The sequence below is a fragment of the Acetobacterium wieringae genome (assembly GCF_001766835.1).
In the GTDB taxonomy this organism is placed as follows: Bacteria; Bacillota; Clostridia; order Eubacteriales; family Eubacteriaceae; genus Acetobacterium; species Acetobacterium wieringae.
Genome location: NZ_LKEU01000027.1, coordinates 361,402 through 386,402 on the forward strand (window position 1 = coordinate 361,402; position 25,001 = coordinate 386,402).

Consider the following 25,001-nt stretch of genomic DNA (forward strand, 5'->3'; position numbering starts at 1 on the left):
AACGAAGAGGGTAAAAGTTAAATAAATAATTGGAGCAAAAAGATCATGAAATTATGTCATCTGCCATCCCTTGGTATGAGAAACATAAAAACGGTGCTGGCAGTATTCATCTGTGTGGTGGTATTTGCAATAATGGGACCGGAGTTTAATCCACTGTTTGCTGCAATTGCAGCGGTGCTTACCATGGGGCCGAGCATTGAAAATTCCATCGAAACTGGTTGGAATCGGATATTGGGAACCATCTTTGGTGGAGCAGCGGGACTGCTGGGCATTTTTGCCGCTAACTTAATTCCTTATGAATTTGCCTATGTGGCTATTATTCCGCTGGGTATTATGTTACTGATCTATCTATGTAATAATTTTCATAAAGCAGGTGCCATTGTTATTACCTGTGTGATGTTTCTCAGTGTCATGACCACCTATCCCCAGGACGCTGGCAGCTACATGCTGGCAATGTTAAGGCTGCTGGAAACAGCATTTGGGATCATTGTGGCGTTTTTAATCAATCGTTTTATCAAGGTTCCGGAATGCGACGAAAAGTCAGCTGATGAGGGATCAGAAACAGAAAAAGAGCTGGTCACCGAGGCAGAAAAACCGGGTAATGACCATCAGAAGTTTAAAGTATCAAGTTTTTTGTATATGCTATTCAAACCATAGGTTTTACGTTTATTCTGGATTTTTGTGACGTCTGGACAAACTAAAATATAATTACCCCTCCCCTTAAAAAAGAGACCACCCGAATACCAGGTGGTCTTTTTTTAGTAAAAAAAATTATTTAAGATGACCGATTACCGTCAGTTTTGCGTTGAAGACCGCCGCCAGTTCGGGTAAGGCAAAAGGTTTGATACTGGCAATTACGGTGGTGGCCGGACCGGCAGAATCCACTACATTCAGATTATTGGGCATCGCTTCAAATTGGTACTGATGAATGGCGGCAAGATTGGTGGCTTCGTATAAAATTCCCTTGGAGCCGCAGGGGACAATCTCATTAACAGCGGGATTTTCGGTTAAGGTTTTAAGATCCTGATAATCGGCGATTTCCGGATCACCTTCGAGAACAAGAGCGGCCCCGAATTTGGGTTTGCCAATGCAGATCACTAAATCCCCGGGTGCAGAGGGGGTGATTCGTAATCGCTTGGCGATGCCCACAACAAAAATGCCAAAGCCGGTCATACAGGTTTTGAAATTTTCTTCAGTTGAACCGTTAATGGGTAGTTCCCCGATGCCAGCCCGCGCCAGTTCTTCCTTAATTCCCTGGATCAGGGCAGCGCCAGTGGGCTCCATTTCACCGACGATGGTGTTGGAAAGACTGATAATCTCGGTGCCGCAGGATAGCAGCTCAAAAAGACAGACCCGGGCGGCAAAAATCGAAATATATTTTGTAGGAACACACAATTCGTCCCCGGGCTTCTCTCCGACACCACCACTGCTGTCACAGGCCGTGACCAGGAGGGTATCGGGAAGCTCAAGGACCGACAGGTCACGATATTGATAAGTTTTCATCAGATCCTCCTTTGGGGGATTGGTTTGCTAATAGTGAAAGTGTCCTGGGCTTGGTGAGTCATTTGGTAATAGCGGCAGTAGGGTAAACACTAGCCAGTTAAACCTGGGTTGAGGTTACCGAAGCGACCTGATTTTTAACTGACAGTGGTAAGGCTTTAAAGATCAGAGCGGCAATCAGAGCGTTGATGCCGCCGACCAGCGCCAGGGGAAACATCATTGCGATAACTCCAGGCCAGGTTAACATTGGAATCAGTAGCGGCGAACACAGTAACAAAAGGATCGGGCCGTTACAGACGGCGGCAACGATAACGCTGACAATCAGAGCGACAATTTCGCTACTGGCCTTTTTAACAAAAACATAAGTATACCAAGTGGCTACCATGATTAACCCCATTCCCAGGCCAATGGCCAGGTGAACCGGTAGGGTCATCGGGAATCCCGAGGTAAGGGCGGTTAAAAGATGACCAATAATCGCAATAATTGCGCCCGCCACAGGTCCCATCAGCAGGGTGCCTAAAAAAGCCGGTAGTGAATCAAAGGCAATGGTGCCAAAAACTTTTAACTGGGCGCCTACAAAAGAAAGGGCAATTAAAAGTGCCATAAAAACTAATTGTCGGGTGTTGATTTTCATAACGAACTCCTTGATTTTTATTATAAAGCATTTGATGGCCAAAGAAAAGACGAACCGATTCCGGTGCCAAACAAAAAAGCCCACATCCAATACAGATGTGAACTTTACCGTCGTCCAAATGGAATCATTTTTGGCAGGTCTCCTGAGTCCGTTTCATCGCAGTATTGTCCCTTCCCGTGAGGTGGTGATGACAAGTGCTCAACGATACAGTGGTGGGTCCCTACAGGATTTTAACCTGTTTCCCTATTCTCCTTTTACAAGGCACCAAAAAAGCTTTATTTACTTGGAAGAATAATAGCACATCGGGAATCGCTTTGTCAAATTGAAATTGTCCGGGGCTAGTAATCATTGTAAGTAAAAAAAGCAAAGCGGGAATTAAGAATTTCGGGATTGGGGGTAAATTCTGGTGTAAATCAAACCCGAAAAAACCGGACCAACCGAAAATTATCGCCAAATATTCCAGCTATAATTCATTGTCTAAAACCCTTGGAGTATGATACAATACAGCTCAAAATGATTAATACTATGAGGTATAAAAATTGATTCTAATGATCGACAACTATGATTCTTTCACCTATAATTTAGTCCAGTATCTGGAGGGACTCAATGAAACGGTGATCGTAAAAAGAAATGATAAAATCACTCTCGACGAGATTGCTGCGATGGCACCGTCGATGATTGTTTTATCGCCGGGGCCATGTACCCCCAACGAATCCGGCATCTGTCTGGATGTGGTTCACCGTTTTAAGGGACAAATCCCGATTCTGGGAATTTGTCTGGGACATCAGATCATTGGTCAGGCCTTTGGCTGTACGATTACCAAAGCGCTGGAGCCAGTGCATGGCAAGGTTCATGCCATTGCCCATGACAATGTCGGAGTCTTTGACGGTCTTAATAATCCCCTGAAGGTGACGCGCTACCATTCTCTGGTGGTGGAAAACCGGGATATTCCCGATTTTTTTGAGATTACCGCCAGAACCGATCAAAATGAGATTATGGGGATGCGCCATAAGGATTATCATATCGAAGGGGTGCAGTTTCATCCTGAAGCGATTCTCACCGAAATGGGCATGGAATTACTGGATAACTTTTTTCAAGCGACAAAAGAAAATGGTGTGCGATGCTAATACAAGAAATAAAAACCGACCTAACAAGTTTTGAAAGCTATCTTTTATTTAAGGATGAGCCCTACAGTTTCTTCCTCGACAGCGGGAGAGACCCGGACAGCTTGGGACGTTATTCATTTATCGGCGGGGATCCGCTGCTGGTCTTTACCAGCAAGGATAAAGACATCACCATTAAAACCAAGACGGAGACGAAAACGGTTACTGGCGATCCTTTTGATGAACTGCAAAAACTATTAAAACAGTATAAAATGGATTATTCATCGCCGTTTCCGTTTATTGGCGGGGCGGTCGGTTATTTTGGCTATGATCTTTGTCATCATCTGGAAGCCTTCCCCCGGACGGCAGTGGATGATGTTAATGTCCCGGATTGTTTTATGGGCTTTTACGATGGCATTGTGATTATCGATCATAAAGAAGAAAAAACCTATGCGGCGGCTCTGGGGATTGAAGAAAACGAAGCCGATATTGTCAGCCGCTTAGCCGCTCGATTTGCCGGTGATCCCAAGGTCGCCATTCGTTCGGACTTTAAAATCAATGAAAATGTCGAATTCCGGGGTAATTTTACCAAACCGGAATATCTAAAAGCCCTGGATGCGGTGCATGAATATATTTTAGCTGGAGATATTTACCAGACCAATCTGACTCAGCGCTTTAATGCTGATTTACAGTTAAGCCCATTGGAATTATACAGTGAACTTAGAAAAATCAACCCGGCTCCCTTTGCCAGCTATATCGATTTTGGGGTCGGTCAGATTGTCTCCAGTTCGCCGGAGCGTTTTATTCTGGTTCAGGGAAAAAACATTGAAACCCGACCGATCAAGGGCACCATGCCCCGGGGCAAAACTCCGGCAGAAGATGCGGCCAATCGTGAGACCCTGGTCAACAGTGAAAAGGACAAAGCCGAGCTATTGATGATTGTCGATCTGGAACGGAATGATCTCGGTAAAATTGCCAAAACCGGCACCGTCAAGGTACCGGAATTGTTTAAGCTGGAAGAATATCAGACCGTTTTTCACCTGGTCTCCACAGTGAAGGCCGAACTGAAGGACGAATTGGATGCCATTGACTGTGTTAAGGCGACCTTCCCTGGCGGTTCAATTACCGGGGCACCAAAGATTCGGGCGATGGAGATTATTGATGAACTGGAGCCGACCCAGCGAAACATTTATACCGGTTCGATTGGCTATATTGGTTTTAACGGTGATCTGGATCTGAATATTGTCATCCGGACGATTGTCTGTAAGGATGGCAAAGGCTATTTTCAGGTCGGCGGCGGAATCGTCTGGGATTCCGACAACGAGTCTGAGTATCAGGAAACCTTCGATAAGGGTCGCGCCCTGATGGATGCGTTGAAACGATATTAAAATGGATTACGTCTGTTATAACGGGGAAATTTCCAAGAAACCCCAGATACCTCTGGATCAGGGCTTTCTTTATGGCTATGGGGTGTTTGAAACCATCAACGTGGCCCAGGGCAATCTGGTTTTCTTTAATGATCATATGGAGCGGCTTAAGCAGAGTGCCCTGGTGATGGGCCTGAAGCTGACCATTCATCCTGAGCAGATCCGGAGCGAGTGTCAGCAGATCATCGCCAAAAATGCGATGGAGCGCGGCGGTCTGCGGGTCACCCTCAGTAAGGGGTTAACCGCCGATAACCTGCTGATTACGGCCCGGGAAAACCATTATACCCGCCAGATGTTTGAGCAGGGTCTAAAGATTTGCACCAGTGATACGATCCGCAATGAAACATCCCGGCTGGTGAGCATTAAGTCCAACAATTATCTCGAGAATCTGCTGATTTTAAATGAGGCCAAGGCTCGCGGTTTTAGCGAAGCCATTTTTTATAACACCCAGGGCCATCTGGCCGAAGGCTGTATGACCAATCTCTTTTTGATCAAAAACGGAACCGTCTACACCCCGGCAAGAGATTGCGGGCTGTTGGCCGGGATTGTCCGCAACCGGGTGATCGAGCTGCTAAAAGCTAATCACATCCCGATTGCCGAGGGTTATTATCCTAAGGATCAATTGCTGGCAGCTGATGAAGTTTTTATCACCAATTCACTAATGGAAATCATGTCGGTGAATCAGGTTGATGAACGATGCTACAGGATTGGCCCGGAAACCCTGACCGCCCGGATTGATGGGTTATTTCAACAAGCCTGGGGGCAGCGTTGAGAAGTTGTAGAGTTTGAATGATTAATTAACGAAATTAAGCACCAGCCTTGCCATGGAGAGAAAAATTCATGGCAGGGCTTTTTGTTGATGAAAAAAGCCTAATAATTTGTGCCAGCTTTTGTCGATTGGACGAAAACTGTGTTAAAATACCTTTAATAAGCGAAGTAAATAGCAAAACCAAGGCAATGGTTGTTTTGGCATTGGAAAATGGCAAGTTATCAATTAATTTTAAAAAGCATGAGGTGATAAAATGAGTACACAATTGGATCGTGAAAAAGCACTGGCATTATTAAAAGAATATAATGAAAGTGAATCTCTGGTTAATCATGGCCTGGCGGTTTCGGGGGTGATGGAACATTTTGCCAGACTGGAAGGGGAAGATCCGGAGTACTGGGGCATTGTCGGACTGCTGCATGATCTGGATTATGAAAAGTACCCCGATCAGCACTGTGTTAAAGTGGTCGAAATTCTGGAAGCGAACGATTACGAGCGCGCTTTTATCAATAGTGTGGTCAGCCATGGCTTTGGTCTTTGCGCTGACGTTGAGCCCACCCACCAGATGGAAAAAATTCTCTATGCAACCGATGAGCTGGCCGGACTGATTACTGCCTGTGCCTATATGCGGCCATCCAAAAGCGTTAATGATCTGGAACTGAAATCGGTGAAAAAGAAATTTAAAACTGCCAGTTTTGCCGCCGGGGTTAATCGGGAGGTGGTTACCAAAGGCGCCGAAATGGCCGGTTATTCGCTGGACGAGCTGATGCAGGAAACGATTCTGGGTATGCGGGCCGTGGCCGATGAGATCGGCCTGGGAAGTAATGAAGCTTAATCTCCCGGTTGCGGTAGAAAAGGCCTTTAAACAACTGGAAAGCTGTGGATTCTGTGGATATCTGGTGGGCGGCTGTGTCCGGGATTTTCTGCTGGGCACCCCGCCGACGGACTTTGATATGACCACCGACGCCACCCCAGATGAAATTATCGCCTGTTTTTCTGACCATCGGGTCGTTGAAACAGGCATCCGCCACGGTACCGTAACCGTCATGATTGAAGGAATGGCGATTGAAATAACCACCCATCGGATTGAAGGTGATTATTCGGACAATCGCCGTCCGGATACGGTAGCATTTACCCGAAATCTGGCCGATGACCTGGCCCGGCGGGATTTTACCATCAATGCGATGGCCTATCATCCTAAAAAAGGTCTAATTGATCTGTTTGCGGGCAGTCAGGATATTAAGAATAAAATGATCCGCTGTGTTGGCGATCCGCACCAGAGACTGGCCGAGGACGCCCTGCGGATTCTGCGGGGCCTGCGTTTTGCCGCAGTTCTGGGCTTTACCCTGGAAATGGAAACCGGCATGGCAATCCGGCAGAATTGTGGACAACTTTGTCATATTTCGGCCGAGCGGATTGCCGCTGAACTGGATAAACTGATCTGTGGAAAAAATGTCAAAGCAATCATCCTGGCAGAAACCGCCGTGCTGGGGGTGGTGATCCCGGAGCTGTTGCCAGCTAAAAACTTTGATCAGATGAATCCCCACCACTGCTATGATGTCCTGACCCATACGGCGGTGGCCATGGAAACCTTGGCGCCGGTGCCCCGGTTGCGCTGGGCGATGTTGTTTCACGATCTGGGAAAACCTGCAACCTTTACCCGGGATGAAGCTGGTGTTGGTCATTTTAAAGGTCATAGCAAGGTATCGGAAGCGATGGCCCGGGCGCGATTAACTGCTCTGCGGATCCGTAAAAGTATTATTGATTCGGTCTGTCTGCTGATAAAATACCACGATACCCTGATTGAGTCTGATAAAAAGAGTGTCAAGCGGTGGCTGAACCGTTTGTCGGAGCCCCTGTTTCGGGATCTGATTGCAATTAAGCGGGGTGATAACCTGGCCCAGGCGCCAGAGTATCGTGATCGGTTGGCATCGCTGCAAAGACTGGAAGTGCTGCTGGATCAGGTGATTGCCGAAGCGGCCTGCTTTTCACTAAAAGATCTGGCTGTTAACGGTCATGATCTGATTGGCCTGGGGATCACCAACGGGGCTGAAATCGGCCGGATTCTCAACCGTCTGCTGGCCGGTGTTATGGATGAAGTTTATCAAAACGAAAAAGAAAGTTTAATGGAAAAAGCAAAGGAGATACACAAATGCTAATTGACAGCCATGCTCATATTGACGATCAGAAATTTAACGAGGACCGGGAAGCGGTGCTGGAAAACGCCCGGGCTGCCGGAGTGGAGTTGATCATTAATCCCGGTGCGGATGAAGCCTCCAGCTTCCGGGCCGTGGCCATGAGTGAAAAATACCCGATGGTTTATGCCACTGTGGGGATTCATCCACATGATGCCAAGGATTACGACGCTCACAAACACGATGCTCTGTTAAGGGAATGGGCAAAAAAAGAAAAGGTGGTGGCGATTGGCGAAATTGGTCTGGACTACCACTATGACTATTCCCCCCGGGATGTCCAGCAGGAGGTCTTTATCCGCCAGCTGATCATCGCCAAAGCGGTGGCGCTGCCGATTGTGATTCATAACCGGGAATCGATGGAGGATATGATTAGGATCTTAAAGGAATATTTTGCGCCGGAGTACGGTGGCATCATGCACAGCTACAGTGGCTCGGTGGAAATGGCCAAGGTCTTTCTGGAGATGGGCTTTCATCTATCGATTTCCGGGCCACTGACCTTCAGCAACGCCCGGAAACTGCCGGAAGTCGTCGCCATGATGCCCTTGGAGCGGTTACTGATCGAAACCGACAGTCCCTATCTGACACCCACCCCGCATCGCGGCAAACGGAATGAGCCAGCCTATGTGGGTTTGGTGGCGGCCGAAATTGCCCGGATCCGGGGGATGGCGGTGGAAGAGGTGGCCGAAATTACCACCTGTAATGCCAAAAGAGTGTTTGGTATCAGCGAAAAGACGAAATAAATAAAAAAAGCAAATCAATTATTCATTTTCCTTGACAATCAATGTAAATTCAGATAAAATGTTTAGCGTACCTTCGGGACAGAAAATGAATAAAGGGGTATCGCCAAGCGGTAAGGCAATGGACTCTGACTCCATCACTCGCAGGTTCGAATCCTGCTACCTCTGCCAAATGAAAGCTAACCTGCTTTTTAAGATACCTTAAAAAGCAGGTTTTGTTATATCTGTGCAGCTGGAAAGACCCGTTGCACAAAGTAATAATCAGGAGAACAAGATGACGGATCAGAAAATCAGCGCTTTTGATATTTATGAGTATTTGCCGCATACCAACTGTAAAAATTGTGGTGAAAATAACTGTATGGCTTTTGCTGAAAAACTGCTGCAGGGTAAAAAGAACATTGGCGGCTGTTCAGCCCTTAGAGGTGACCAGTATGAAAAAAACCGCCAGGAAATTCAGACACTGATCGATGTAACCAGAGACTAAAGAGCGGGCAAACAATCAGCATTGTTTGCCCGCTCTTATCTTTTTTAGTATAATCTAAATATCGATACAAAGAAATGATCCCGACTCGTCTGATGAAGATTGACCTGTGGTAAGCGGGATTGGCCAACGAAAGAATCAGGTCAGCAAGGGAGAAGAAATGGAAAACCAAAAAAACCGGATTTTTATCGCCGATGTCCGCAGCTTATCTAAACCCCACCGTTTAGCAGCAGCCCTGAGGGCGGTATCAACAGAACGGCAGAAAAAAGCCCGGCGGTTAAAAACCCCGGCAGCCAAGGCGCTATCGGTGGGTGCTGAAATATTATTGCAAAAGGCGGTAGCCCAGAGTTATGGTATCGATGGACCACTTATGCTTTCGGCCGGAGCAGCTGGTAAACCATGGCTGGTTGATTATCCGGAGATTTGCTTTAATCTCTCCCATTCCTGCGATTATGTGGTCTGCGGTCTGGGTTCCCGACCGGTGGGGGTGGACATTCAAAAAATGGCTCAGCCGAAACTAAGGCTGGCTAAACGTTTTTTTGCCCCGAGTGAAGTAGACTGGCTCCTGACTTTGCCACAGGAAAAACAGCAGCAGGGTTTTTATGATCTCTGGGCGCTAAAAGAAGCGTATATGAAATACACTGGCAAGGGCTTTGCTTTACCGCTACATACTTTTGCGATCGATTGTCACCGGGAAACGGCAATAACCGCCGCAACGGCTAGCATCTCTGAAGGGGATAGAATATCCGTGGTGATTAAAAATTATCCGGAGCTGGAAGGTTATGTTATCTGGGCTGTCACGGATACAGGTGCTTTTCAGGAGTGTCTGGAATGGATCACATTATAGGAGCGAATTAATGGGAATATCAACAAATCAAAAGGAAAAACTGCAAACCCTGTTCATTACCTTTTTTAAAATCGGTCTGTTCACCTTTGGTGGCGGTTATGCGATGATCCCACTGATCGAATACGAAACAGTCGAACGGCATCGGTGGATAAAAAGCGAGGATATTCTGGATATTTTTGCCATCGCCGAAGCCACCCCCGGAGTCATTGCCATCAATACGGCAACCTTTGTTGGTTACAAAGTGGCTGGTTTTTGGGGTTCTTTGTTGGCAACCCTTGGGGTGGTGATTCCGTCCTTTACAATTATCAGTGTAATTGCTCTGTTCTTCCAGGAGTTTCAAAGCCTGGAATGGGTAGGGTATGCCTTTAAAGGGATTCGGGCCGGGGTTATTGTGTTAATTCTGGGGGCGGTGGTTAAAATGGGCAAAAAGGGGGAGTACACACCCCTGACGGTGTTGATCTTGATGCTGGCCTTTTGTCTAGCTTCCTTTACTGACATCAATGTCATTTACCTGTTACTGGGTGGTGCTGTATCGGGCCTTTTATATCAGGTCTGGTTAAACCGAAAACAAGCGCATGATAAACGTGACGAGGTGAAAAAATGATGTATCTCGATTTATTTATCACCTTTTTCAAAATCGGCTTGTTTACCATCGGCGGCGGATATGCGATGATTCCGCTGATTCAGCAGGAAGTGGTGGCTCACGGATGGCTGACGCTATTGGAGCTGACTGATTTTATTGCCGTGGCGGAATCGACTCCGGGGCCCTTTGCGGTAAATATTGCCACCTTTGTGGGCATGGAGATGGGGGGGCTTCCGGGAGCACTGACCACCACCACAGCGGTGGTGTTGCCTTCATTTATCATTATTTTGCTGATTGCCAAAGCGTTTACCAACTTTCAGCAGAACAAATGGGTGCAGGGCGCTCTTTATGGAATGCGACCGGTGGTAATCGGGTTGATTGCCTCGGCAGTATTGCTGTTGATGTCCAGTGGGTTTATTGGTCATGAGGCCAAAATTCACTCGGTCAGCGATTTCTTTGCCAGTCTCCAATATCTGGAAATTATTATTTTTAGTATTGGTGTCTTTGTCTATTTCCGCTACAAACTCCATCCGATCAAACTGATTCTGATCTCTGCGGCCTTGGGGATGTTGTTTTTTGGGGTAGTGCCGATGTTTTATTAGGTACCGAGATCTACTGCTATGCAGTAGGTCTTATTTTTTTGTCAAAAACGCCGATGCGATTTTGGCAGAAATGACTTAAGGAATAATTAAAAGGGTGTGATGATCACAGAAACATCACAAAAGCATGATATATTAATGAAATTGACACAAAGATGTCATAATCGCCTGCTATGATAAATAAAAAAGGAGGAATTGAGATGACTGTTATCATTAATGTATTAACGGCCTGGCTAAGCGTCATTTTTGCCGCTTTGTTGGCCATCATCTACTTATTGCGAATTGTCAATAAGGGCACCAGAAAAAATGAATTCATCGCAAAAATCAATCGAAATCTGAGAAATTCACATAAAACCATGGGAATCGCTTTTGTGATCACCGCCTGTGTTCATGGGTTCTTTTCCTCGGGAGCAATTCTGTCATTTAACTTTGGAACCCTCTGTATGGTCATGGGAGTTCTGTTGGGACTAACCTATTTTCTCAGAAAAATGCTGCGGGGTAAGTGTGCCTGGATTAAACCACACCGCTGGTTAACCGTGGTACTGATTGTTTTTCTGGGGGTTCATCTTTGGGAGGTTGGCGGAATCATGGGCCCAGAAGCTTTTTTTAACAGTTCGTTAAAGGAAGTGGAGGCTTCGGTGGAAAAATTATATGGCACAAAAACGGTTTCGGCGACAGCCGCTGATCAGAGCAATTCCGTAACCACAGAAAATTCCAGTGCATCGACAACGGAAAGCACCCCGGTAACGACACCGGATGCCTCGGTGACCGATACGGTGGTGACCAAAGCCAATCTATTTTTGGGCAGCGTCGATTTGCAGGATGGCACCTATACCGGGGTGGCCGAAGGTTACGGACCGGAGCTGACCGTTAGTGTGACGGTGGCTGAAAATGTGATTACTGATGTGTCGGTGGTTTCTCATAATGAAAACAATGTCAAATATTATGGCAAGGCCATTGATGCGGTACCGGCCGCCATCATTGCCGCCCAGACTCCGCTGGTTGATACCGTTTCCGGGGCAACCTACACCTCAACGGGAATTATGCAGGCTGTTATCAATGCGCTGGAGCCAGCCGTGATTTCGGGAACCTTACCCAGCCTGTAAGATGGTAAAGTTGATGTTAGTCACCACGAATAAAAAATCAGAATAACCTGTTTAGACAATTGAAAGTCTTTTCAGTTGTGGTCATAAACGACAAGACACCCCTGTTCTTTAAGTTTCTTAACGAATGAAATTTAAAGAACAGGGGTGTTTTTTAATATAAAATTATTTCAATATTTAGGCAAAAAGAGGGTAACAATATTTAAAAAGCGCAATTTGAGTTTAGTTAAAAAATTTTAAGGAGGGTCAGACATGCCGAAAATGTCAAATATTGAAACGATCAAACAGAGGGAACAGCCCACTCTGGTTATTCGAACGATTACCAGGGTCGAAGAATTGCCGCAGTTAATCGGTGAGAGCTACGGAAAGATTGTTGCCTATCTCAACGAGATCGGGGAATTGATGACTGATGTACCATTTGTTGCTTATCATAACATGGATATGCAGCAACTTGATGTAGAAATCGGATTTCCGGTCGCCAAACCATTTCCCGGACAGGGCGATGTCAAACCGGGCCTGATTCCGGAAGGAAAAACCATCTTTTGTATGTATCGGGGGCCTTACGCCGAAATGGAACCGGTTTATGGGGAGATGGCACAATGGTTTGAGACCAATCACTGTCAACCGGAAGGAATTGCCTACGAATATTATTATAATGATCCGGCGTTTCCGGAAAGCGAATGGCTCACTAAAATTGTAATGCCGATTAAGAATGAATAATCAGCTTTACAAAGAGGTAACTTCTCTGTCAAAAAATGTCAACTCGCATGTTTTTGCCAGACAAAAGCTCTTTTTTTTACCAGGGCATTGGTTTGACATAGCATGACTAATTCTATACAGGAGGAAGAAAGATGAAATTTGAATTAAGAGATTGGAAACTGGATGATGCGGAAAATTTGGTTCGCTATGCCAATAACCCCAAGGTTGCCTGCTTCTTGCGAAACTCGTTTCCATCACCCTACACGTTGGATGATGCCCATATGTTTATTGACCAGTGTATGCACCGTGACCAGACCAAACAGTCAATTAAAGCCATTGTCATTGACAATGAACCGATTGGTTCGGTAGGATTGCTGCTGCAGGATGATGTCAGCTGCAAGACGGCCGAATTGGGGTATTGGTTGGGCGAACCTTTCTGGGGAAAAGGGATTATGACCAAAGCGATTATGCAAACCTGTGAAAATGGTTTTGCCAATTTTGATATTTTTAGAATCTATAGTCGTCCTTTCGTTGATAATATCGGTTCCCGAAGAGCGCTGGAAAAGGCAGGCTTCCAGCTGGAAGGAATCTGTAAGAAAGCGATATTCAAAAACGGTAAGATCACTGACTATTGCATGTATGCCCTGATTAAATAAATAGAATAATAAAATGGCAAAAAGATGCTGGATGAGGTAAAAATCATTCAGCATCTTTTTGATTAGATCATTTGTATCGCTTCCATCGGGCAGGCTTTGGCGCAACGGGTGCAGCCGGTACAGCGATAGTATTCATCCAGCACCGGATAGGCTTTCTGGTAGCTGTCGATGTCGGTTTTTCGTAGGACAATGCAGCTTAAAGGGCAATCGCCGGAGCAGATCCCGCAGGCCATACAGAGTTCATAGTTGATAACCGGTTTTTTCTTATCAGCCATGGGTTATGCCCTCCATTTCCAGATCGCAAAAGCCCAGATCCTCCAGGGTCGTTTTGGTGGGGATGCCGGTTTTTTTGTCCCAACCCATAAACTGGTAGTGAATGCTCATCATTTCATCCATGTTAAACTGCTTACCTTTTAATGGTCCTTCAGTCAAGGGCGGTTTGCCGCTGAGACGGTCATTCATTTTAAAATCCCTGGGATTGATCCCCTCCCGGACGTTAAAGGCCTGGCGCAGGGTTTGCATCCGCAGACCGATGGTCATGTATTCGTTGGGGGTCTTATTCCAGCCGGTAGCAGCATTGAGATAGTTAAATAGTTTAAAGTGATTCAGTCCGCTGACCAGCGCAAAAAAACAACCACCGGAGCCATCCAGAATTTGTTTGTTGCAGGCATTAATCATGGACTTGAGGCCGACCTGATTGGTCGCCTCGTATTCGCTATTTTTATCCTCCCCCAGTTTGACCTTGGGCGCCCAGGTGACATCCTCCCAGATTCGCATATAGGTGTAATAGCTGCCAGCACCGATGGTGTGGCGGCCGGGGGTGGGGTCGCAGGAATAATGAATACCGAGGATTGGATCGAGCCGGGGATCATGCATACCGGGTTCCTGACCACCAGCATGGACGGCCAGGGGCGCTGATTCGACACCTAAAATTTCACTGGCTTTTTTAACACCGTGTTGTAAAATTGCCCCGAAACCGGTTCCGGCAATCATCTGTTCAACCAGGGTAATAATGGCAGCGGCATTGCCCCAGGAGAGATCCAGGCCGCCGGTGACTTTCGGACTTAACCAGCCTTTTTCATAACACTCCATAGCAAAGGCGATGGTGTTTCCCGCAGAGATGCTGTCCATCCCACCCCGATTGAGGAGCTCATTGATCATAAAGATGGAATCCCGGTCTTTATTGAGAAGCAGGGCACCGAAGGCGGCGACTGTTTCATACTCGGGCTTGTGGGTATGGGTGAAGCGACCTTTGCTTACCGCGCTGATATCGCACAGGCCCCCACAGCCGATGACGCAGGAATAACAGTGATATTTCTGCCTTTCATGTTTTTGAATAAGATCCGGATTCATTTGACGATACTTGCGATAAGGGAAATCGGTGATCGAACCCTTCCAATTCTTTACAGGCGTGTCACCCATGGACATCCCCATCGTATTGGTAAAACCAGTTCCCCATTTTTTGATGATAGCCGTGGATAACATACCGTCGATGGGGATTGCTTTATCCGTGGCAACCATGGATTTGCCCATCAAAGGTAAGATTGCCCCGGTCGTCAGTGGTGGTAAGTTGGAAGCTTTGATTTTTCGGGCATAGTCCTGGCTGATGGCTCTGAGGGTTTCTGGATTCTCAGAACGGATCATCTTTGAACCTGCCAGAACAACGGCTTTCAGTTTTTTAGAACCCATCACCGTACCTACCCCGGAACGGGCTGCCATTCGGCCGCCATCGTTGGAAATCCCGGCGATTTGCGATTGGTGTTCACCAGCCGGGCCAATGGTGGCAATTGCCAGCTTTTTGTTGGCGGTAATCATCTGATTGATGGCCGCTTCGGTGGCGACGGTATCCAGCCCCCAGAGCATACCGGCATCCATGAGCTGGGGGCCGGTGTTATCAATATAGAGCAGCATCGGTTTGGGAGCCTGGCCTTTAAAAAAGATGCCATCATAACCGCATTGTTTAATGGCTGGCGAAAAGGTGCCACCACAATTGGCGTCACCGAAGCCCCCGGTAAGTGGCGATTTACAGACTGCCAGCCAGCGGCCAGTCATAAAACTACCAGTGCCGGTGAGGAGACCACTGACAAAGCCGAGAATATTGTCAGGCCCCAGGGGATCAGCTCCGCCAGGTATATATTTGTATAAAATATAGGCTCCCAGACCGACCCCGGAAAGAAAATGTTCATATACCGTATCGGGAATTTTGATTTCGTCAAAGGTGGAATTTGAGAGATCCACCATCAGGATTGTTCCGCAATAACCTTTCAAAAAATACCTCTCATCCTCCCGCCAGGGGCAGTATAAAACTGATCACATCGCCGTGTTTTAACGGGGTGCTTAATTTGACTCGTTGGTAATTGACATGGCAGATCAGCAGCGGCTGCAGCACCAGGGGAATTTTCAGCTGGCGGTAAACAGTCAATAATCGAGCGCCTGGGGGTAATGTCATCATACCATCCTCATCCAGATGGGTCAGGCTGGCAAGGGGTGGGGGAAAGACCTGGACTTTCATCTAAGCCTCGGGAGTTCTTTCCGGGCAAAGCAGTCTCAGGATGTCGCAGCATTCCTGATAATTCATGATCCGGGGAACCGGGTAGGTGGGATTCCCTTCTTTTAGAATCCGCTTGGCCAGTTCGGGAATATCCTTTTCCTTCAGAGCGTAAATGGTGGTGGGGATACCCATATGGAGGTTCATCGATTTGATTTTTTCGATGAAGAGTTCCGCCAGGGTTTCGTCATCATACATGGCTTCGCCCAGACCGGCATAGAAAGCCAGTTCGGCCAGTTTTTTTTCAGCGGCTTTTTTGGAAAACTCAAGAATGTAGGGCAAAATAATGGCATTGGCTAAACCGTGGGGAACCCCGTAAAAGCCACCCATGGCATGGGCAATGGCGTGGACATAGCCCACATAGGCTCGGGTGAAAGCCAATCCAGCATCAAAGGAAGCCTGAGCCATTTTCAGACGGAGCTCCAAATCCTGGCCATTATGATAGGTATCTTCAAGATTATTGATAATAATTTCAGTGGCATTCAGGGCTTTTTCTTTAACAAAAGCAGTGTCGTATTTTCCGATGTAGGCTTCCACTGCGTGGGTTAGGGCATCCATTCCGGTAGTGGCTGTCAGGGAAGGGGGCAGACCGACACTGAGCTCCGGATCAAAAACCGTAGCCAGGGGAACCAGTTTGGGATCGCTAATTACAAATTTCTCATGATTTTTAAGATCGGTGATTACGGCACAGATGGTTGCCTCAGAACCGGTACCGGCAGTGGTGGGGATGGCAAAAAAAGGCGGCAATCTCCGAGTCAACTTAAACAGCCCCCGCATTTTTTCAATACTTTTGCGGTTGGTGACTTTGGCGGCAATAATCTTGGCGCAGTCGATGGGAGAACCACCGCCAAAAGCGACTACACCCTGGCAGTTGGAACTGTAATACAGAGCCAGACCGTCCTCGACATTTTCGAAAGTGGGATTGGGTTGAACCTTGTCAAAAACGATGGCGTCGATGCCATTGGTTTCCAGAGCACATAAAAAGGAATCCAGCAAACCCATTTTATGCAGGGGTTTGTCGGTGACAACCAGAACTTTATTCACCCCGGAAATCGCAATGATTTCGGGAAAACGGCGAACCATGCCAGGGCCCTGGAGGACCGGAGGAATCGGCAGGGGCAACACCTGGGCGACTTGCTTCATGACTAACTGAGAACTGCGGTAAGGAGCATTTTGAATGGTCTTAAGTACTCTTTGCATCAGATAACCTCCATTTTGTTACGGTAGCATTGATTAGAGCTTTAGGGATCGAAAGCACAAGGTCAAGTTTATTATCGTTCAGGAATCATCCCTTGGCTTAAATATGTTATTCATTATATCACAACGAAAAATAAAGAAATTAAATGGCTGAAACTTAAGTTTTTATAAAGAATTTTGACATTTTTGGGATAAATCCGGGATCGGGTCGGTTTCGACCCGGAACCCGGTGATGACAGGTCATCATAAAGGCTTAAGTAAACCAGTAACGACACCAAAAAAGGCGGGTTATTATTCAATACAGCCCTGGGGGAACTCAGGGGAGCAGACAATTTCTTCATAATCCAGCTCGGCATTGTTGACCATCCAGAGGCCATGAACATCACAATAGGCATAAACCCGGATAACATCCAGTGATTCGACGGTGAAAAAGACTTCCGGCGGATGTTCGGGGGTCAATTGCACATATTGGCCACCGTTTCGGGTTTGGACGAAGATCCATAAAATGGAGTGATCGGTTGTCATCGGATGGGGAATGCTTCCTACCTTAACCTGAAGCTGGTGGTCCGAAAAAACAAGCACTGGAAGGTGTTTTTCTTTGGTGGCATCAACGGTATTGGGGGCCAGTAGCGTCTGCGAGTGATTGCAGTATTGAGTTAGGGTGCCGTTTAGTTCCAACAGCACGGCGTTGCAGTCGTTGCATTGGTAAAATAACTTGGGATCCATACGATTACCTCTTTCTTCTTGATTTTAGATATAGCTTTTAATCAAGGTCTCGATAGCGTTCTGGGGAACGTGTTTATCAGCAAGGGGAATATTATCAAAAAGTTCCGGGCGCTTATCGGCGTAGGTGGGGGTGGCTTGTTGATAAAGGATGCCAATCGGAATGGTGTCACCGAATTCCATTGCCTTTTCGATGGCGGCCAGTTTATTAGTTGGATCATGGCGATCATCCAGGGGTTTCACCCGTTGCTTGTAGTAGGCAAAGGTGTTGATTTTATTAAAGCTGACACAGGGCTGGAGGATATCGACCAACGCGTAGCCGGGATGCTTAATTGCGGCGGCCATCATGTCGGCCAGATGTTTTTTGTCGCCGGAAAAGGAACGGGCCACAAAGGTGGCGCCTGCGGCCAGGGCAACCAACAGTGGATTAAAGGTTGCGCCCATGTTACAGGCAGCCGCTTTATGAAGCGGATCGCAGGGGTCGGAGGTGGGCGAGGGCTGGCCCTTGGTCAGGCCATAGATCTGATTGTCGTGGACAAAATGAGTAATATCGACGTTACGGCGAATGTTATGAAGAAAGTGATTACCCCCTTCGCCGTAGGAATCACCATCACCGGTATTAACAATAACGGTCAGATCATTGTTGGCAATTTTAATGGCGGCCGCCGCTGGCAGAGAACGGCCATGGAGCCCACTAAAGCCATTGGCAGTGATGTATTGATTGGTTTTGGCGGCTTGACCGATCCCTCCGACCAGAACCACCTGATGGGGTGGGGTAGCCAGCTGATTCAACACTCCGGTGAGGGTCTCGAGAATGGCGTAGTTGCCGCAGCCAGGGCACCAGGCGGTATCGTAGGTGGTAAATGCTGGTTTGTTCATGTCAAAAGCCTCCTTTAAGATTTTTAATACCATTGAGAATATCGTCTACAGATAACTGGCGGCCATCATATTTGAGAATGCTGTGGTCGCAGTTGATCAGCGCTTCTTCCCGGATTAACGATGCCAGTTGGCCGGTGGCGTTTTGTTCGACATTGATTATATCGACCACCTGGGCGGCAAAATGACGAAGCCGTTCGGTTGGCAGGGGATAAATATCGCCAAAAATCAGGGCCCCATAGTTATTTTCGTTCTGATTGAGAATATCAATGGCTTCTTTAATGGCTCCGCTGGTGGAACCAAACCCTACCAGCAGCGACTGGCATTGATGGGAGCCCCAGAATTCCGGTTCGATCAGTTCTTCTTTTAGGGCGTTTAGTTTATTTTGCCGTTTATTGACCATCTGATTGCGGATGGTTGCCGATTCGGTAATCTGGCCCCAGGGATCATGTTCATCACTGTCCACCCGGACCAGGGCCGGGCTTTTCCCCGGGATGGCCAGTGGTGAGATGCCGTTTTCAGTGAGGGCATAGCGTTGATATGGCAAATCATCCGTTGCCGGAACCATCGGGCCTGGTTGGTCAAAGTGGACAATTTTATTGACATCAAAAAGCGGGACGGTGGTGGTGGAATCGGCCAGATACTGGTCGCTTAAGAGAATTACCGGGAGCTGGTATTTCTTGGCCAGGGCCAGACTCCGGGCAGTCTGATAGAAACAATCGGCATGATCCCGCAGGGCGATGACCATCCGGGGGAATTCCCCCTGGGAGGCCGAGATGACAAATTTCAGATCACTTTGTTCAGTTCGGGTGGGAAAACCGGTGGCCGGTCCGGGACGTTGGACATCAACTGCCACCAGCGGGATTTCAGCAATACCGGCAAAGCCCAGGGCTTCCACCATCAGCGAAAAGCCTCCGCCGGAGGTGCCAGTCATGGCAGTGGCTCCGGCATAGGCGGCTCCAATGGCCATGTTGATGGCGGCAATTTCGTCTTCAGCCTGTTCGACGGCAATGGCCATGGCGCTACTTTGAGCATTAAAGAAATCAAGCAGACTGGTCGATGGTGACATCGGATAGGCCGAGTAAAACCGGATTCCGGCGGCTACCGCCCCCAGGCCAATGGCGGTATTGCCGGACAGTAAAAGCTGTTCTGACGTTTCAACTGGCGATAGATGATGAGTGGCGTTTAATAAATCATAACCCATTTTGATGGCGGACAGGTTGACTTCGACCAGATCATCCCGGAGACTGGCTTTTAAAATATCCGCAGCCTGGTCAAGGGGCATATCAAAAAGTTTCAGCAGGGCTCCGGTAGCCACGCTGTTGATAACCTTGGGATTGCCAAGGTTGGCAGCAGTCTTTTTCAGGGGGCATTTAATGGCCCTGAAATCATCAATTGCTAACGATTCATCGCATAAAATAAAGCCATCATAGGATAATCGGGACTGGTGTTCCAAATAGGTGGTCTCATCGATGGCAAAGATTCCGTTCAAGGTGTCCCGATGGGCGTGAAAGGGTTGATTACCAAAGCGGATCTGGGTGAAATTGTGGCCACCTCGGACCCGGGACATAAAATCACGGATTGTAAAAAGATGACAACCCGATTGTTTCAGCATTTTTTCAAAAATTGCGGACATTGTTTCAATGCCATCGCCAGCGGCGCCGCCTAAAAGTATGTTATACATACAAAACCCTCCATTCAAAGATAATAGCCCAAAAGAAAATAGGCTTTGTTACTGATTACCCAATTATTGGAGTTCTAAAAGAATGATTCTGATTTTCTTGCATTTTAATTCAGGATGGCTAAAAAGTTTTGATTTGGCTGATCAAAAAAGATAGAATAGGTAGTAGCAATGAATTCGAAATAAAAGGGGGAAAATTATGTCAACACAAACAAAGCGCCAGCGATCGCTTGCAGTTTTATCGGTTCTGATTCTCATGGGGATGCTTCTGGGAGGTTGTGTCCAGTCAGCAGTGTCGGTGGATTACAGCAAGCCGGAGAACTGGGCCTATTTGCCGATTGAAAGCGACCGTATCAAGGCGTGCGATGTATTTTTTGTGGCGCCGACTGTTTATCTGGGCACGGCTGAGGTTCATTCCATGGATCTGACCGACGAAACTACCAAAGCCCAGTTTTTGGGGGCTACCACCATGGAAAAGGGACTGTATGACGGGTCAGCCAATTTTTTTGCCCCCTATTACCGCCAGGCCGGACTGAATGCCTATACTATGGATCCGGATAAAGCCGAGCCGTATTTTGATCTGGCCTATGCCGATGTCGCTCAAGCTTTTGATATTTACATGGAAGATTACAATCAGGGCCGCCCCTTTGTGCTGGCTGGGTTCAGTCAGGGATCAGAAATGCTGTTGCGGTTGCTGGAAGAGAAATTTTCCGATCCGGCCTTAAGCGAGCAACTGGTGGCCGCCTACTTAATTGGCTGGCGGGTGACGCCGGCGGATCTGGCTCAGTATCCGCATCTGAAAATGGCCCAGCAGGCCGGTGATACCGGGGTGATTGTCAGCTTTAATTCCGAGGCGGTGGGGGTTGAAACGTCGCTAATTGTTCCCGACCAAACCCTGGGGATTAATCCCTTGAACTGGAAAACCGACAGTACCCCGGCAACGGCTGCAGAAAATCGGGGGGCCGTCTTTACCGACTACACCGGGGCCATCATCAAAGAGATTCCCAACCTGACTGGGGCCTATCTGGATCCCGCCCGGGGTACACTTCGGGTTACCGATGTCGCAGTGGCCGATTATCCCCCGGTGCTGGATATTTTTTCGGATGGCGTGTACCATCTTTATGATTACCAGTTCTTTTATCGCAACCTCCAGGAAAACGTCACCCAGCGGATTGCTAATTATCTGAGCAAGGCATCCTGAGACTTTCTTAAGTGATTTATTTTGTCTTGTCAATTACAAATTAATAGGCTATAATATACAGGTCGTGCTAGATGGAGAGTTAGCGGTGCTTTGTAACCTGCAATCCGCTGTAGCAGGGTTGAATTCCCCATCGAGGCGCCAGGGTTTGAGGTCTGCCAGAGGAAAGTGGCGTTGAGAGTTGGACCCTTCGCAATAGAAACTTATGAACCCCGTCAGGTCAGGAATGAAGCAGCGGTAAGTAGGATCTTCTATGTGCCGGAGGATTATCTGATTTGAGCCAACTACCTGTGTAACGCTTGGAAATTGGTAGTCGAAGTGGGGTGCACGACAAAAAAGTCTATTGAATGTCAAACAGAGTTTGGTATCCGATAGACTTTTTGCGTTGCGGCAGAATCATGATACTTAATGGTCATCATGGAATAAAAATTAGGGATAATCTATATTTTAACAAGCATTCTTGCTATAATGAAAAAAGTTCAATCTGACCAGAATCGGATACCGCTGTGGCAGAAAGAACCGTAACGAAAGTTTAAATTAAGAATGTGAGGAAAAACCCATGCGATTTTTTCAAGTGAAGCCAGCAATTTATTATGGGGAAGGTTCCCTGAAACAAATTGAGAAACATAATTTTAAAAATGTCTGTATTGCCACTGACCAGGGGATGGTCAAGTTTGGCTTGCTAAAAAAATTGACCGATGAACTGGATGCCAAAGGGATTACGTATCATGTTTTTGCTGACATTGAGTCTGATCCTTCTACCGAAATCGTCGAAAAAGGACTGATGCATATCATCATGAACAAACCCGATGCGCTGATAGCCATTGGTGGGGGATCGGTCATTGATGCCGCCAAGGCGATTATTTTTTACTGCGTCAATTTCAAACGGATCTTTTTCGAAGACCGCTATGTTCATAAACCGACTTTTATTGCTATTCCGACCACCGCCGGAACAGGCTCTGAGGTCACCGAATATGCAGTCATCACCGACAAACAGAAGAATACCAAAATTCCCTTAACCGATATCCTGATGATGCCGGATGAGGCGATTCTTGATCCGCAGCTGATTGAAAGCGTCCCAGCCGGGGCCACCGCCGCAACCGGAATGGATGTCATGACCCATGCCATTGAAGCTTTTATTTCCACCCAGAACAATCCCTTTGCCCGGTGTTATGCCAATAAGGCCGTGGAACTGGTTTTCCGCAGCCTCTATCCCAGTTATGTGAATGGCTCCGATCTGGAAGCCAAGGGCAGCATGCAGATTGCCTCCTGTATGGCCGGGATTGCTTTTAACAGTGCCGGTCTGGGTATTACCCACAGTATTGCCCATGCCTTTGGTGCGATGTTCCATCTGCCCCATGGATTGGCCAATGCCATTGTTCTGCCCTATGTGATCAAATTTAACGGTCAGGACGAAAAGGTTCAGCATCAGTATGCCCGGTTGTTAAGTGGTTCTGGTATTTTGAATGTCTCCGGTAACGCCACCGAAACCCTTTATAACAGTGTGGTAGCGCTCAGTGCTTCTTTAAATATTCCCGCTTCGCTAAAAGCCTCAGGGGTTTCGGAAGCGGATTATCTGGGCGCCCGGGAAGAAATGCTCGACAAGGCCATGGCTGATATCTGCACCACGACCAACCCGGTGGAAGTGACCAGAGAAAAACTGGGAGGCGTTATGGATCAGGCCTATTATGGATTCTAAATAAATTGCCAAAAAAAAGTATCAAGCAAAAAACACCCGGTTAAAGACCTTTGTCTTTAACTGGGTGTTTTTTGCTTGAGGGGGTTATTTCGATAACCCACTAGGCTTTAATCAACGGAATGATTTTAGATAAAACAACGGCATCATCTTCTTTATAGGTATAATAACTTTTGATAGTGGGGGTGTTGAAATCCAATAACGGGATTGAAATCAGCGAGTGGTTTTCTAAGTAATGAGAAATCAGACTTTTAGGCAAAAAACTATAGCCAATACCATCTAATAAGAAGGGAATCAGTTTACTACTATTGTCAATTTCAAATTTGAATTGATGGTGAGGTGGAAATAATTCACGGATGAACAGCCCAACTTTCTGGAGAGCAAAATTACAGAAAAGATAATCAAGAGCAATCAGATCTTTCTGAACAATGCCGCCAGCAAAATCGGCATTGCTTTTGGCGGTTACTAGAATCAGCTCATCTTCTTTGAAGGGTGTACAAATATAGCCGTTTTTGGTAAAAGGAATATAGGTAAAAGCGATGTCGATTAAACCGTCCTGAAGAAATGAAAGTATTTCAAAGGAATGATTAATAATGATTTTGGTAGACATATTCAGATCGTTGGTCAGCACCGAACGGATCAGGGGATACAAATAATTTTCATAAATCGAGTTGGTGGTTCCAAAACGTAGTACTTTGCGGCTAAAATTAGAGGCATTGATTTGTTCGATGGCACTTTCTTCCAGTTCCAGAAGACGCTTGGCATAGCCTAAAAATAATTGTCCCTCGGGTGTTAAGACAACCTGTTTTTTATCCCGAATCAGCAGCGGTTTTCCCAGGGATTTTTCCAGCTCAGCGATCCGGTTGGTAACGGTGGATTGGGCCACAAAAAGCAATTTGGCAGTCTGCGTAAAATTCTTGGTGGATGACAATTGGATAAATGTTTTTAAATGCTGGGTATCCATAAGAACTCCTTGATCAATAATTCGAATTAATAAGATCGATAAGATCTATTTCACAAATTATACAATATCCACTATAATTAAACAATCAATCCAAAAAAGAATTCTCGGGAGGATCAAAGATGGAAGATTGGAATGTAACACTGTATCGTCAATTTGAAAAAGAGCGGGCACAACCGTCAATCGATCTGGTAAATAGAATCGAAGGCGATTCCTTTAAACGGATCATCGATATTGGGTGCGGATCGGGAATGAGTACGTTGCCATTGCGAAATCGCTTTAAAGAAGCTGAAATTTTCGGAGCAGATTCATCACCATCAATGTTAACTCAAGCAAAAGAAACGGTGGAAGATGTAACCTGGCTGGAAAGAGACTGCAGCAAACCGATGGATGATTTAGGACAGTTTGATCTGATTTTTTCAAACGCTGCCCTGCAATGGTTTGAAAATCAGGCAAAGGTGATAAAAAACTTAAGTGGCATGTTGCTGCCAAAAGGATTATTAGCGGTTCAAATCCCCTATTTTCGGCGATGACGATTGCTGATTGTATAAAAAAAGCCGTGCAGACATATGATCCAGATATATTCAAGGGAATTGAAAAAGATTTACACCGGTCTTATGCACCGGGATTTTATTACGATATATTGACCAATCATTTTTCTAAAATCGAATTATGGCAAACAAACTATTTTCATCAGATGAATGGCCATGAAGATATTTTAGAATTTTGTATGAGTACCGGCTTAAGGCCTTATGCCAATCGATTCGCAGAGAATCAAAAGGCTGAATTCT

At 46.7% G+C, this 25,001-nt stretch carries 28 protein-coding genes, 1 tRNA gene, 1 other RNA gene and 1 riboswitch; of the genes, 20 read left to right on the plus strand and 10 right to left on the minus strand.

Translation table 11 applies throughout. The features are described from left to right. Positions 1–45 precede the first annotated feature (45 nt). A complete protein-coding gene (locus ACWI_RS08465; protein ID WP_070370985.1) occupies positions 46–657 on the plus strand; it encodes an FUSC family protein in 612 nt (203 codons plus the stop codon). 114 nt (positions 658–771) lie between these two features. Here the strand turns inward: ACWI_RS08465 and ACWI_RS08470 are convergent, their stop codons facing one another. Next, a complete protein-coding gene (locus ACWI_RS08470) occupies positions 772–1,503 on the minus strand; it encodes a hypothetical protein (protein ID WP_070370986.1) in 732 nt (243 codons plus the stop codon). Between the two features lie 97 nt (positions 1,504–1,600). Further along, on the minus strand, positions 1,601–2,134 hold the full coding sequence (locus tag ACWI_RS08475) for an ECF transporter S component (RefSeq protein WP_084633582.1): 534 nt from the start codon (positions 2,132–2,134) through the stop codon (positions 1,601–1,603). A 115-nt stretch (positions 2,135–2,249) separates the two neighbouring features. After that, positions 2,250–2,418: riboswitch (cobalamin riboswitch) on the minus strand. Positions 2,419–2,673: 255 nt separating this feature from the next. On the opposite strand from ACWI_RS08475, the gene ACWI_RS08480 reads away from it, so the two are divergent. The 15 genes from ACWI_RS08480 to ACWI_RS08550 all read left to right on the plus strand — a co-directional run bounded on the left by ACWI_RS08480 (position 2,674) and on the right by ACWI_RS08550 (position 13,330). Beyond that, the gene (locus ACWI_RS08480; protein WP_070370987.1) at positions 2,674–3,261 is read left to right on the plus strand and encodes an anthranilate synthase component II; all 588 of its coding nucleotides are present in this window, start codon (positions 2,674–2,676) and stop codon (positions 3,259–3,261) included. Next, positions 3,255–4,625, plus strand: a complete 1,371-nt coding sequence (pabB, locus tag ACWI_RS08485; protein ID WP_070370988.1) for an aminodeoxychorismate synthase component I — start codon at positions 3,255–3,257, stop codon at positions 4,623–4,625. The genes ACWI_RS08480 and pabB overlap by 7 nt, the downstream gene beginning before the upstream one ends. A 1-nt stretch (position 4,626) precedes the next feature. Next, complete coding sequence (locus tag ACWI_RS08490) at positions 4,627–5,436, plus strand: aminotransferase class IV (RefSeq protein WP_070370989.1); 810 nt, start codon at positions 4,627–4,629, stop codon at positions 5,434–5,436. Positions 5,437–5,504: 68 nt separating this feature from the next. Then, a complete protein-coding gene (locus ACWI_RS08495) occupies positions 5,505–5,690 on the plus strand; it encodes a hypothetical protein (protein WP_070370990.1) in 186 nt (61 codons plus the stop codon). Further along, positions 5,687–6,265, plus strand: coding sequence for an HDIG domain-containing metalloprotein (locus ACWI_RS08500; RefSeq protein WP_070370991.1), 579 nt, complete (start codon positions 5,687–5,689; stop codon positions 6,263–6,265). Before ACWI_RS08495 ends, ACWI_RS08500 begins: the two co-directional genes overlap by 4 nt. Next, positions 6,255–7,589 (plus strand): CCA tRNA nucleotidyltransferase, encoded by a 1,335-nt coding sequence (locus ACWI_RS08505; RefSeq protein ID WP_175440921.1) that lies wholly within the window; start codon positions 6,255–6,257, stop codon positions 7,587–7,589. Before ACWI_RS08500 ends, ACWI_RS08505 begins: the two co-directional genes overlap by 11 nt. After that, a complete protein-coding gene (locus ACWI_RS08510) occupies positions 7,583–8,365 on the plus strand; it encodes a TatD family hydrolase (RefSeq protein ID WP_070370993.1) in 783 nt (260 codons plus the stop codon). Before ACWI_RS08505 ends, ACWI_RS08510 begins: the two co-directional genes overlap by 7 nt. A 93-nt stretch (positions 8,366–8,458) precedes the next feature. Next, positions 8,459–8,533: transfer RNA gene (locus ACWI_RS08515), tRNA-Gln, on the plus strand. Positions 8,534–8,636: 103 nt separating this feature from the next. Next, positions 8,637–8,846: a (Fe-S)-binding protein gene (locus ACWI_RS08520; protein ID WP_070370994.1), complete on the plus strand. Its 210-nt coding sequence runs from the start codon at positions 8,637–8,639 to the stop codon at positions 8,844–8,846. A gap of 157 nt (positions 8,847–9,003) precedes the next feature. Then, a complete protein-coding gene (locus ACWI_RS08525; RefSeq protein ID WP_139142341.1) occupies positions 9,004–9,690 on the plus strand; it encodes a 4'-phosphopantetheinyl transferase family protein in 687 nt (228 codons plus the stop codon). Positions 9,691–9,700: 10 nt separating this feature from the next. Continuing rightward, the gene (locus ACWI_RS08530; RefSeq protein ID WP_070370996.1) at positions 9,701–10,294 is read left to right on the plus strand and encodes a chromate transporter; all 594 of its coding nucleotides are present in this window, start codon (positions 9,701–9,703) and stop codon (positions 10,292–10,294) included. Further along, positions 10,291–10,875 (plus strand): chromate transporter, encoded by a 585-nt coding sequence (locus tag ACWI_RS08535; protein ID WP_070370997.1) that lies wholly within the window; start codon positions 10,291–10,293, stop codon positions 10,873–10,875. The genes ACWI_RS08530 and ACWI_RS08535 overlap by 4 nt, the downstream gene beginning before the upstream one ends. 197 nt (positions 10,876–11,072) lie before the next feature. Then, positions 11,073–11,978, plus strand: a complete 906-nt coding sequence (locus tag ACWI_RS08540; RefSeq protein ID WP_070370998.1) for an FMN-binding protein — start codon at positions 11,073–11,075, stop codon at positions 11,976–11,978. Positions 11,979–12,227: 249 nt separating this feature from the next. Further along, positions 12,228–12,695: a GyrI-like domain-containing protein gene (locus ACWI_RS08545; RefSeq protein WP_175440922.1), complete on the plus strand. Its 468-nt coding sequence runs from the start codon at positions 12,228–12,230 to the stop codon at positions 12,693–12,695. 131 nt (positions 12,696–12,826) lie between these two features. Beyond that, positions 12,827–13,330: a GNAT family N-acetyltransferase gene (locus ACWI_RS08550; protein ID WP_070370999.1), complete on the plus strand. Its 504-nt coding sequence runs from the start codon at positions 12,827–12,829 to the stop codon at positions 13,328–13,330. Between the two features lie 62 nt (positions 13,331–13,392). Here ACWI_RS08550 and ACWI_RS08555 read toward each other — a convergent pair whose 3' ends face one another. From ACWI_RS08555 to ACWI_RS08585, 7 genes are all read right to left on the minus strand, one after another. Continuing rightward, on the minus strand, positions 13,393–13,605 hold the full coding sequence (locus ACWI_RS08555) for a 4Fe-4S binding protein (protein WP_070371000.1): 213 nt from the start codon (positions 13,603–13,605) through the stop codon (positions 13,393–13,395). After that, the gene (locus ACWI_RS08560) at positions 13,598–15,598 is read right to left on the minus strand and encodes an aldehyde ferredoxin oxidoreductase family protein (protein ID WP_084633584.1); all 2,001 of its coding nucleotides are present in this window, start codon (positions 15,596–15,598) and stop codon (positions 13,598–13,600) included. The genes ACWI_RS08555 and ACWI_RS08560 overlap by 8 nt, the downstream gene beginning before the upstream one ends. A 10-nt stretch (positions 15,599–15,608) precedes the next feature. After that, a complete protein-coding gene (locus tag ACWI_RS08565; RefSeq protein ID WP_070371001.1) occupies positions 15,609–15,842 on the minus strand; it encodes a MoaD/ThiS family protein in 234 nt (77 codons plus the stop codon). Continuing rightward, positions 15,843–17,078: an iron-containing alcohol dehydrogenase gene (locus tag ACWI_RS08570; protein WP_084633585.1), complete on the minus strand. Its 1,236-nt coding sequence runs from the start codon at positions 17,076–17,078 to the stop codon at positions 15,843–15,845. A gap of 288 nt (positions 17,079–17,366) precedes the next feature. Beyond that, positions 17,367–17,801 carry a desulfoferrodoxin family protein gene (locus ACWI_RS08575; protein WP_070371002.1) on the minus strand — a complete coding sequence of 145 codons (435 nt, stop codon included), beginning with the start codon at positions 17,799–17,801 and terminating at the stop codon, positions 17,367–17,369. Between the two features lie 24 nt (positions 17,802–17,825). After that, a complete protein-coding gene (locus tag ACWI_RS08580) occupies positions 17,826–18,677 on the minus strand; it encodes a thiamine pyrophosphate-dependent enzyme (RefSeq protein ID WP_070371003.1) in 852 nt (283 codons plus the stop codon). 1 nt (position 18,678) lies between these two features. After that, complete coding sequence (locus tag ACWI_RS08585) at positions 18,679–20,358, minus strand: 2-oxoacid:acceptor oxidoreductase subunit alpha (RefSeq protein ID WP_070371004.1); 1,680 nt, start codon at positions 20,356–20,358, stop codon at positions 18,679–18,681. Positions 20,359–20,554: 196 nt separating this feature from the next. Here ACWI_RS08585 and ACWI_RS08590 point away from each other — a divergent pair, with 196 nt between their 5' ends. From ACWI_RS08590 to ACWI_RS08600, 3 genes are all read left to right on the plus strand, one after another. Then, positions 20,555–21,556, plus strand: coding sequence for a DUF3089 domain-containing protein (locus ACWI_RS08590; protein ID WP_084633586.1), 1,002 nt, complete (start codon positions 20,555–20,557; stop codon positions 21,554–21,556). Between the two features lie 62 nt (positions 21,557–21,618). Beyond that, an RNA gene (gene ffs, locus ACWI_RS08595) (signal recognition particle sRNA large type) lies at positions 21,619–21,884 on the plus strand. Between the two features lie 228 nt (positions 21,885–22,112). After that, positions 22,113–23,252, plus strand: a complete 1,140-nt coding sequence (locus ACWI_RS08600; RefSeq protein ID WP_070371005.1) for a 1-propanol dehydrogenase PduQ — start codon at positions 22,113–22,115, stop codon at positions 23,250–23,252. 100 nt (positions 23,253–23,352) lie between these two features. On the opposite strand, the gene ACWI_RS08605 is transcribed toward ACWI_RS08600, so the two are convergent. Further along, on the minus strand, positions 23,353–24,213 hold the full coding sequence (locus tag ACWI_RS08605) for a LysR family transcriptional regulator (RefSeq protein ID WP_070371006.1): 861 nt from the start codon (positions 24,211–24,213) through the stop codon (positions 23,353–23,355). 119 nt (positions 24,214–24,332) lie between these two features. On the opposite strand from ACWI_RS08605, the gene ACWI_RS18490 reads away from it, so the two are divergent. Beyond that, positions 24,333–24,743, plus strand: coding sequence for a methyltransferase domain-containing protein (locus ACWI_RS18490; RefSeq protein ID WP_084633587.1), 411 nt, complete (start codon positions 24,333–24,335; stop codon positions 24,741–24,743). Positions 24,744–25,001 lie beyond the last annotated feature (258 nt).

Excerpts from the sequence above, each read along its gene's own strand:
- ACWI_RS08465 (WP_070370985.1), top strand. The coding sequence starts at position 46 with ATGAAATTATGTCATCTGCCATCCCTTGGTATGAGAAACATAAAAACG.
- ACWI_RS08470 (WP_070370986.1), bottom strand. The coding sequence starts at position 1,503 with ATGAAAACTTATCAATATCGTGACCTGTCGGTCCTTGAGCTTCCCGAT.
- ACWI_RS08475 (WP_084633582.1), bottom strand. The coding sequence starts at position 2,134 with ATGAAAATCAACACCCGACAATTAGTTTTTATGGCACTTTTAATTGCC.
- pabB (WP_070370988.1), top strand. The coding sequence starts at position 3,255 with ATGCTAATACAAGAAATAAAAACCGACCTAACAAGTTTTGAAAGCTAT.
- ACWI_RS08490 (WP_070370989.1), top strand. The coding sequence starts at position 4,627 with ATGGATTACGTCTGTTATAACGGGGAAATTTCCAAGAAACCCCAGATA.
- ACWI_RS08495 (WP_070370990.1), top strand. The coding sequence starts at position 5,505 with ATGGCAGGGCTTTTTGTTGATGAAAAAAGCCTAATAATTTGTGCCAGC.
- ACWI_RS08500 (WP_070370991.1), top strand. The coding sequence starts at position 5,687 with ATGAGTACACAATTGGATCGTGAAAAAGCACTGGCATTATTAAAAGAA.
- ACWI_RS08505 (WP_175440921.1), top strand. The coding sequence starts at position 6,255 with ATGAAGCTTAATCTCCCGGTTGCGGTAGAAAAGGCCTTTAAACAACTG.
- ACWI_RS08510 (WP_070370993.1), top strand. The coding sequence starts at position 7,583 with ATGCTAATTGACAGCCATGCTCATATTGACGATCAGAAATTTAACGAG.
- ACWI_RS08520 (WP_070370994.1), top strand. The coding sequence starts at position 8,637 with ATGACGGATCAGAAAATCAGCGCTTTTGATATTTATGAGTATTTGCCG.
- ACWI_RS08525 (WP_139142341.1), top strand. The coding sequence starts at position 9,004 with ATGGAAAACCAAAAAAACCGGATTTTTATCGCCGATGTCCGCAGCTTA.
- ACWI_RS08530 (WP_070370996.1), top strand. The coding sequence starts at position 9,701 with ATGGGAATATCAACAAATCAAAAGGAAAAACTGCAAACCCTGTTCATT.
- ACWI_RS08535 (WP_070370997.1), top strand. The coding sequence starts at position 10,291 with ATGATGTATCTCGATTTATTTATCACCTTTTTCAAAATCGGCTTGTTT.
- ACWI_RS08540 (WP_070370998.1), top strand. The coding sequence starts at position 11,073 with ATGACTGTTATCATTAATGTATTAACGGCCTGGCTAAGCGTCATTTTT.
- ACWI_RS08545 (WP_175440922.1), top strand. The coding sequence starts at position 12,228 with ATGCCGAAAATGTCAAATATTGAAACGATCAAACAGAGGGAACAGCCC.
- ACWI_RS08550 (WP_070370999.1), top strand. The coding sequence starts at position 12,827 with ATGAAATTTGAATTAAGAGATTGGAAACTGGATGATGCGGAAAATTTG.
- ACWI_RS08555 (WP_070371000.1), bottom strand. The coding sequence starts at position 13,605 with ATGGCTGATAAGAAAAAACCGGTTATCAACTATGAACTCTGTATGGCC.
- ACWI_RS08565 (WP_070371001.1), bottom strand. The coding sequence starts at position 15,842 with ATGAAAGTCCAGGTCTTTCCCCCACCCCTTGCCAGCCTGACCCATCTG.
- ACWI_RS08570 (WP_084633585.1), bottom strand. The coding sequence starts at position 17,078 with ATGCAAAGAGTACTTAAGACCATTCAAAATGCTCCTTACCGCAGTTCT.
- ACWI_RS08575 (WP_070371002.1), bottom strand. The coding sequence starts at position 17,801 with ATGGATCCCAAGTTATTTTACCAATGCAACGACTGCAACGCCGTGCTG.
- ACWI_RS08580 (WP_070371003.1), bottom strand. The coding sequence starts at position 18,677 with ATGAACAAACCAGCATTTACCACCTACGATACCGCCTGGTGCCCTGGC.
- ACWI_RS08585 (WP_070371004.1), bottom strand. The coding sequence starts at position 20,358 with ATGTATAACATACTTTTAGGCGGCGCCGCTGGCGATGGCATTGAAACA.
- ACWI_RS08590 (WP_084633586.1), top strand. The coding sequence starts at position 20,555 with ATGTCAACACAAACAAAGCGCCAGCGATCGCTTGCAGTTTTATCGGTT.
- ACWI_RS08600 (WP_070371005.1), top strand. The coding sequence starts at position 22,113 with ATGCGATTTTTTCAAGTGAAGCCAGCAATTTATTATGGGGAAGGTTCC.
- ACWI_RS08605 (WP_070371006.1), bottom strand. The coding sequence starts at position 24,213 with ATGGATACCCAGCATTTAAAAACATTTATCCAATTGTCATCCACCAAG.
- ACWI_RS18490 (WP_084633587.1), top strand. The coding sequence starts at position 24,333 with ATGGAAGATTGGAATGTAACACTGTATCGTCAATTTGAAAAAGAGCGG.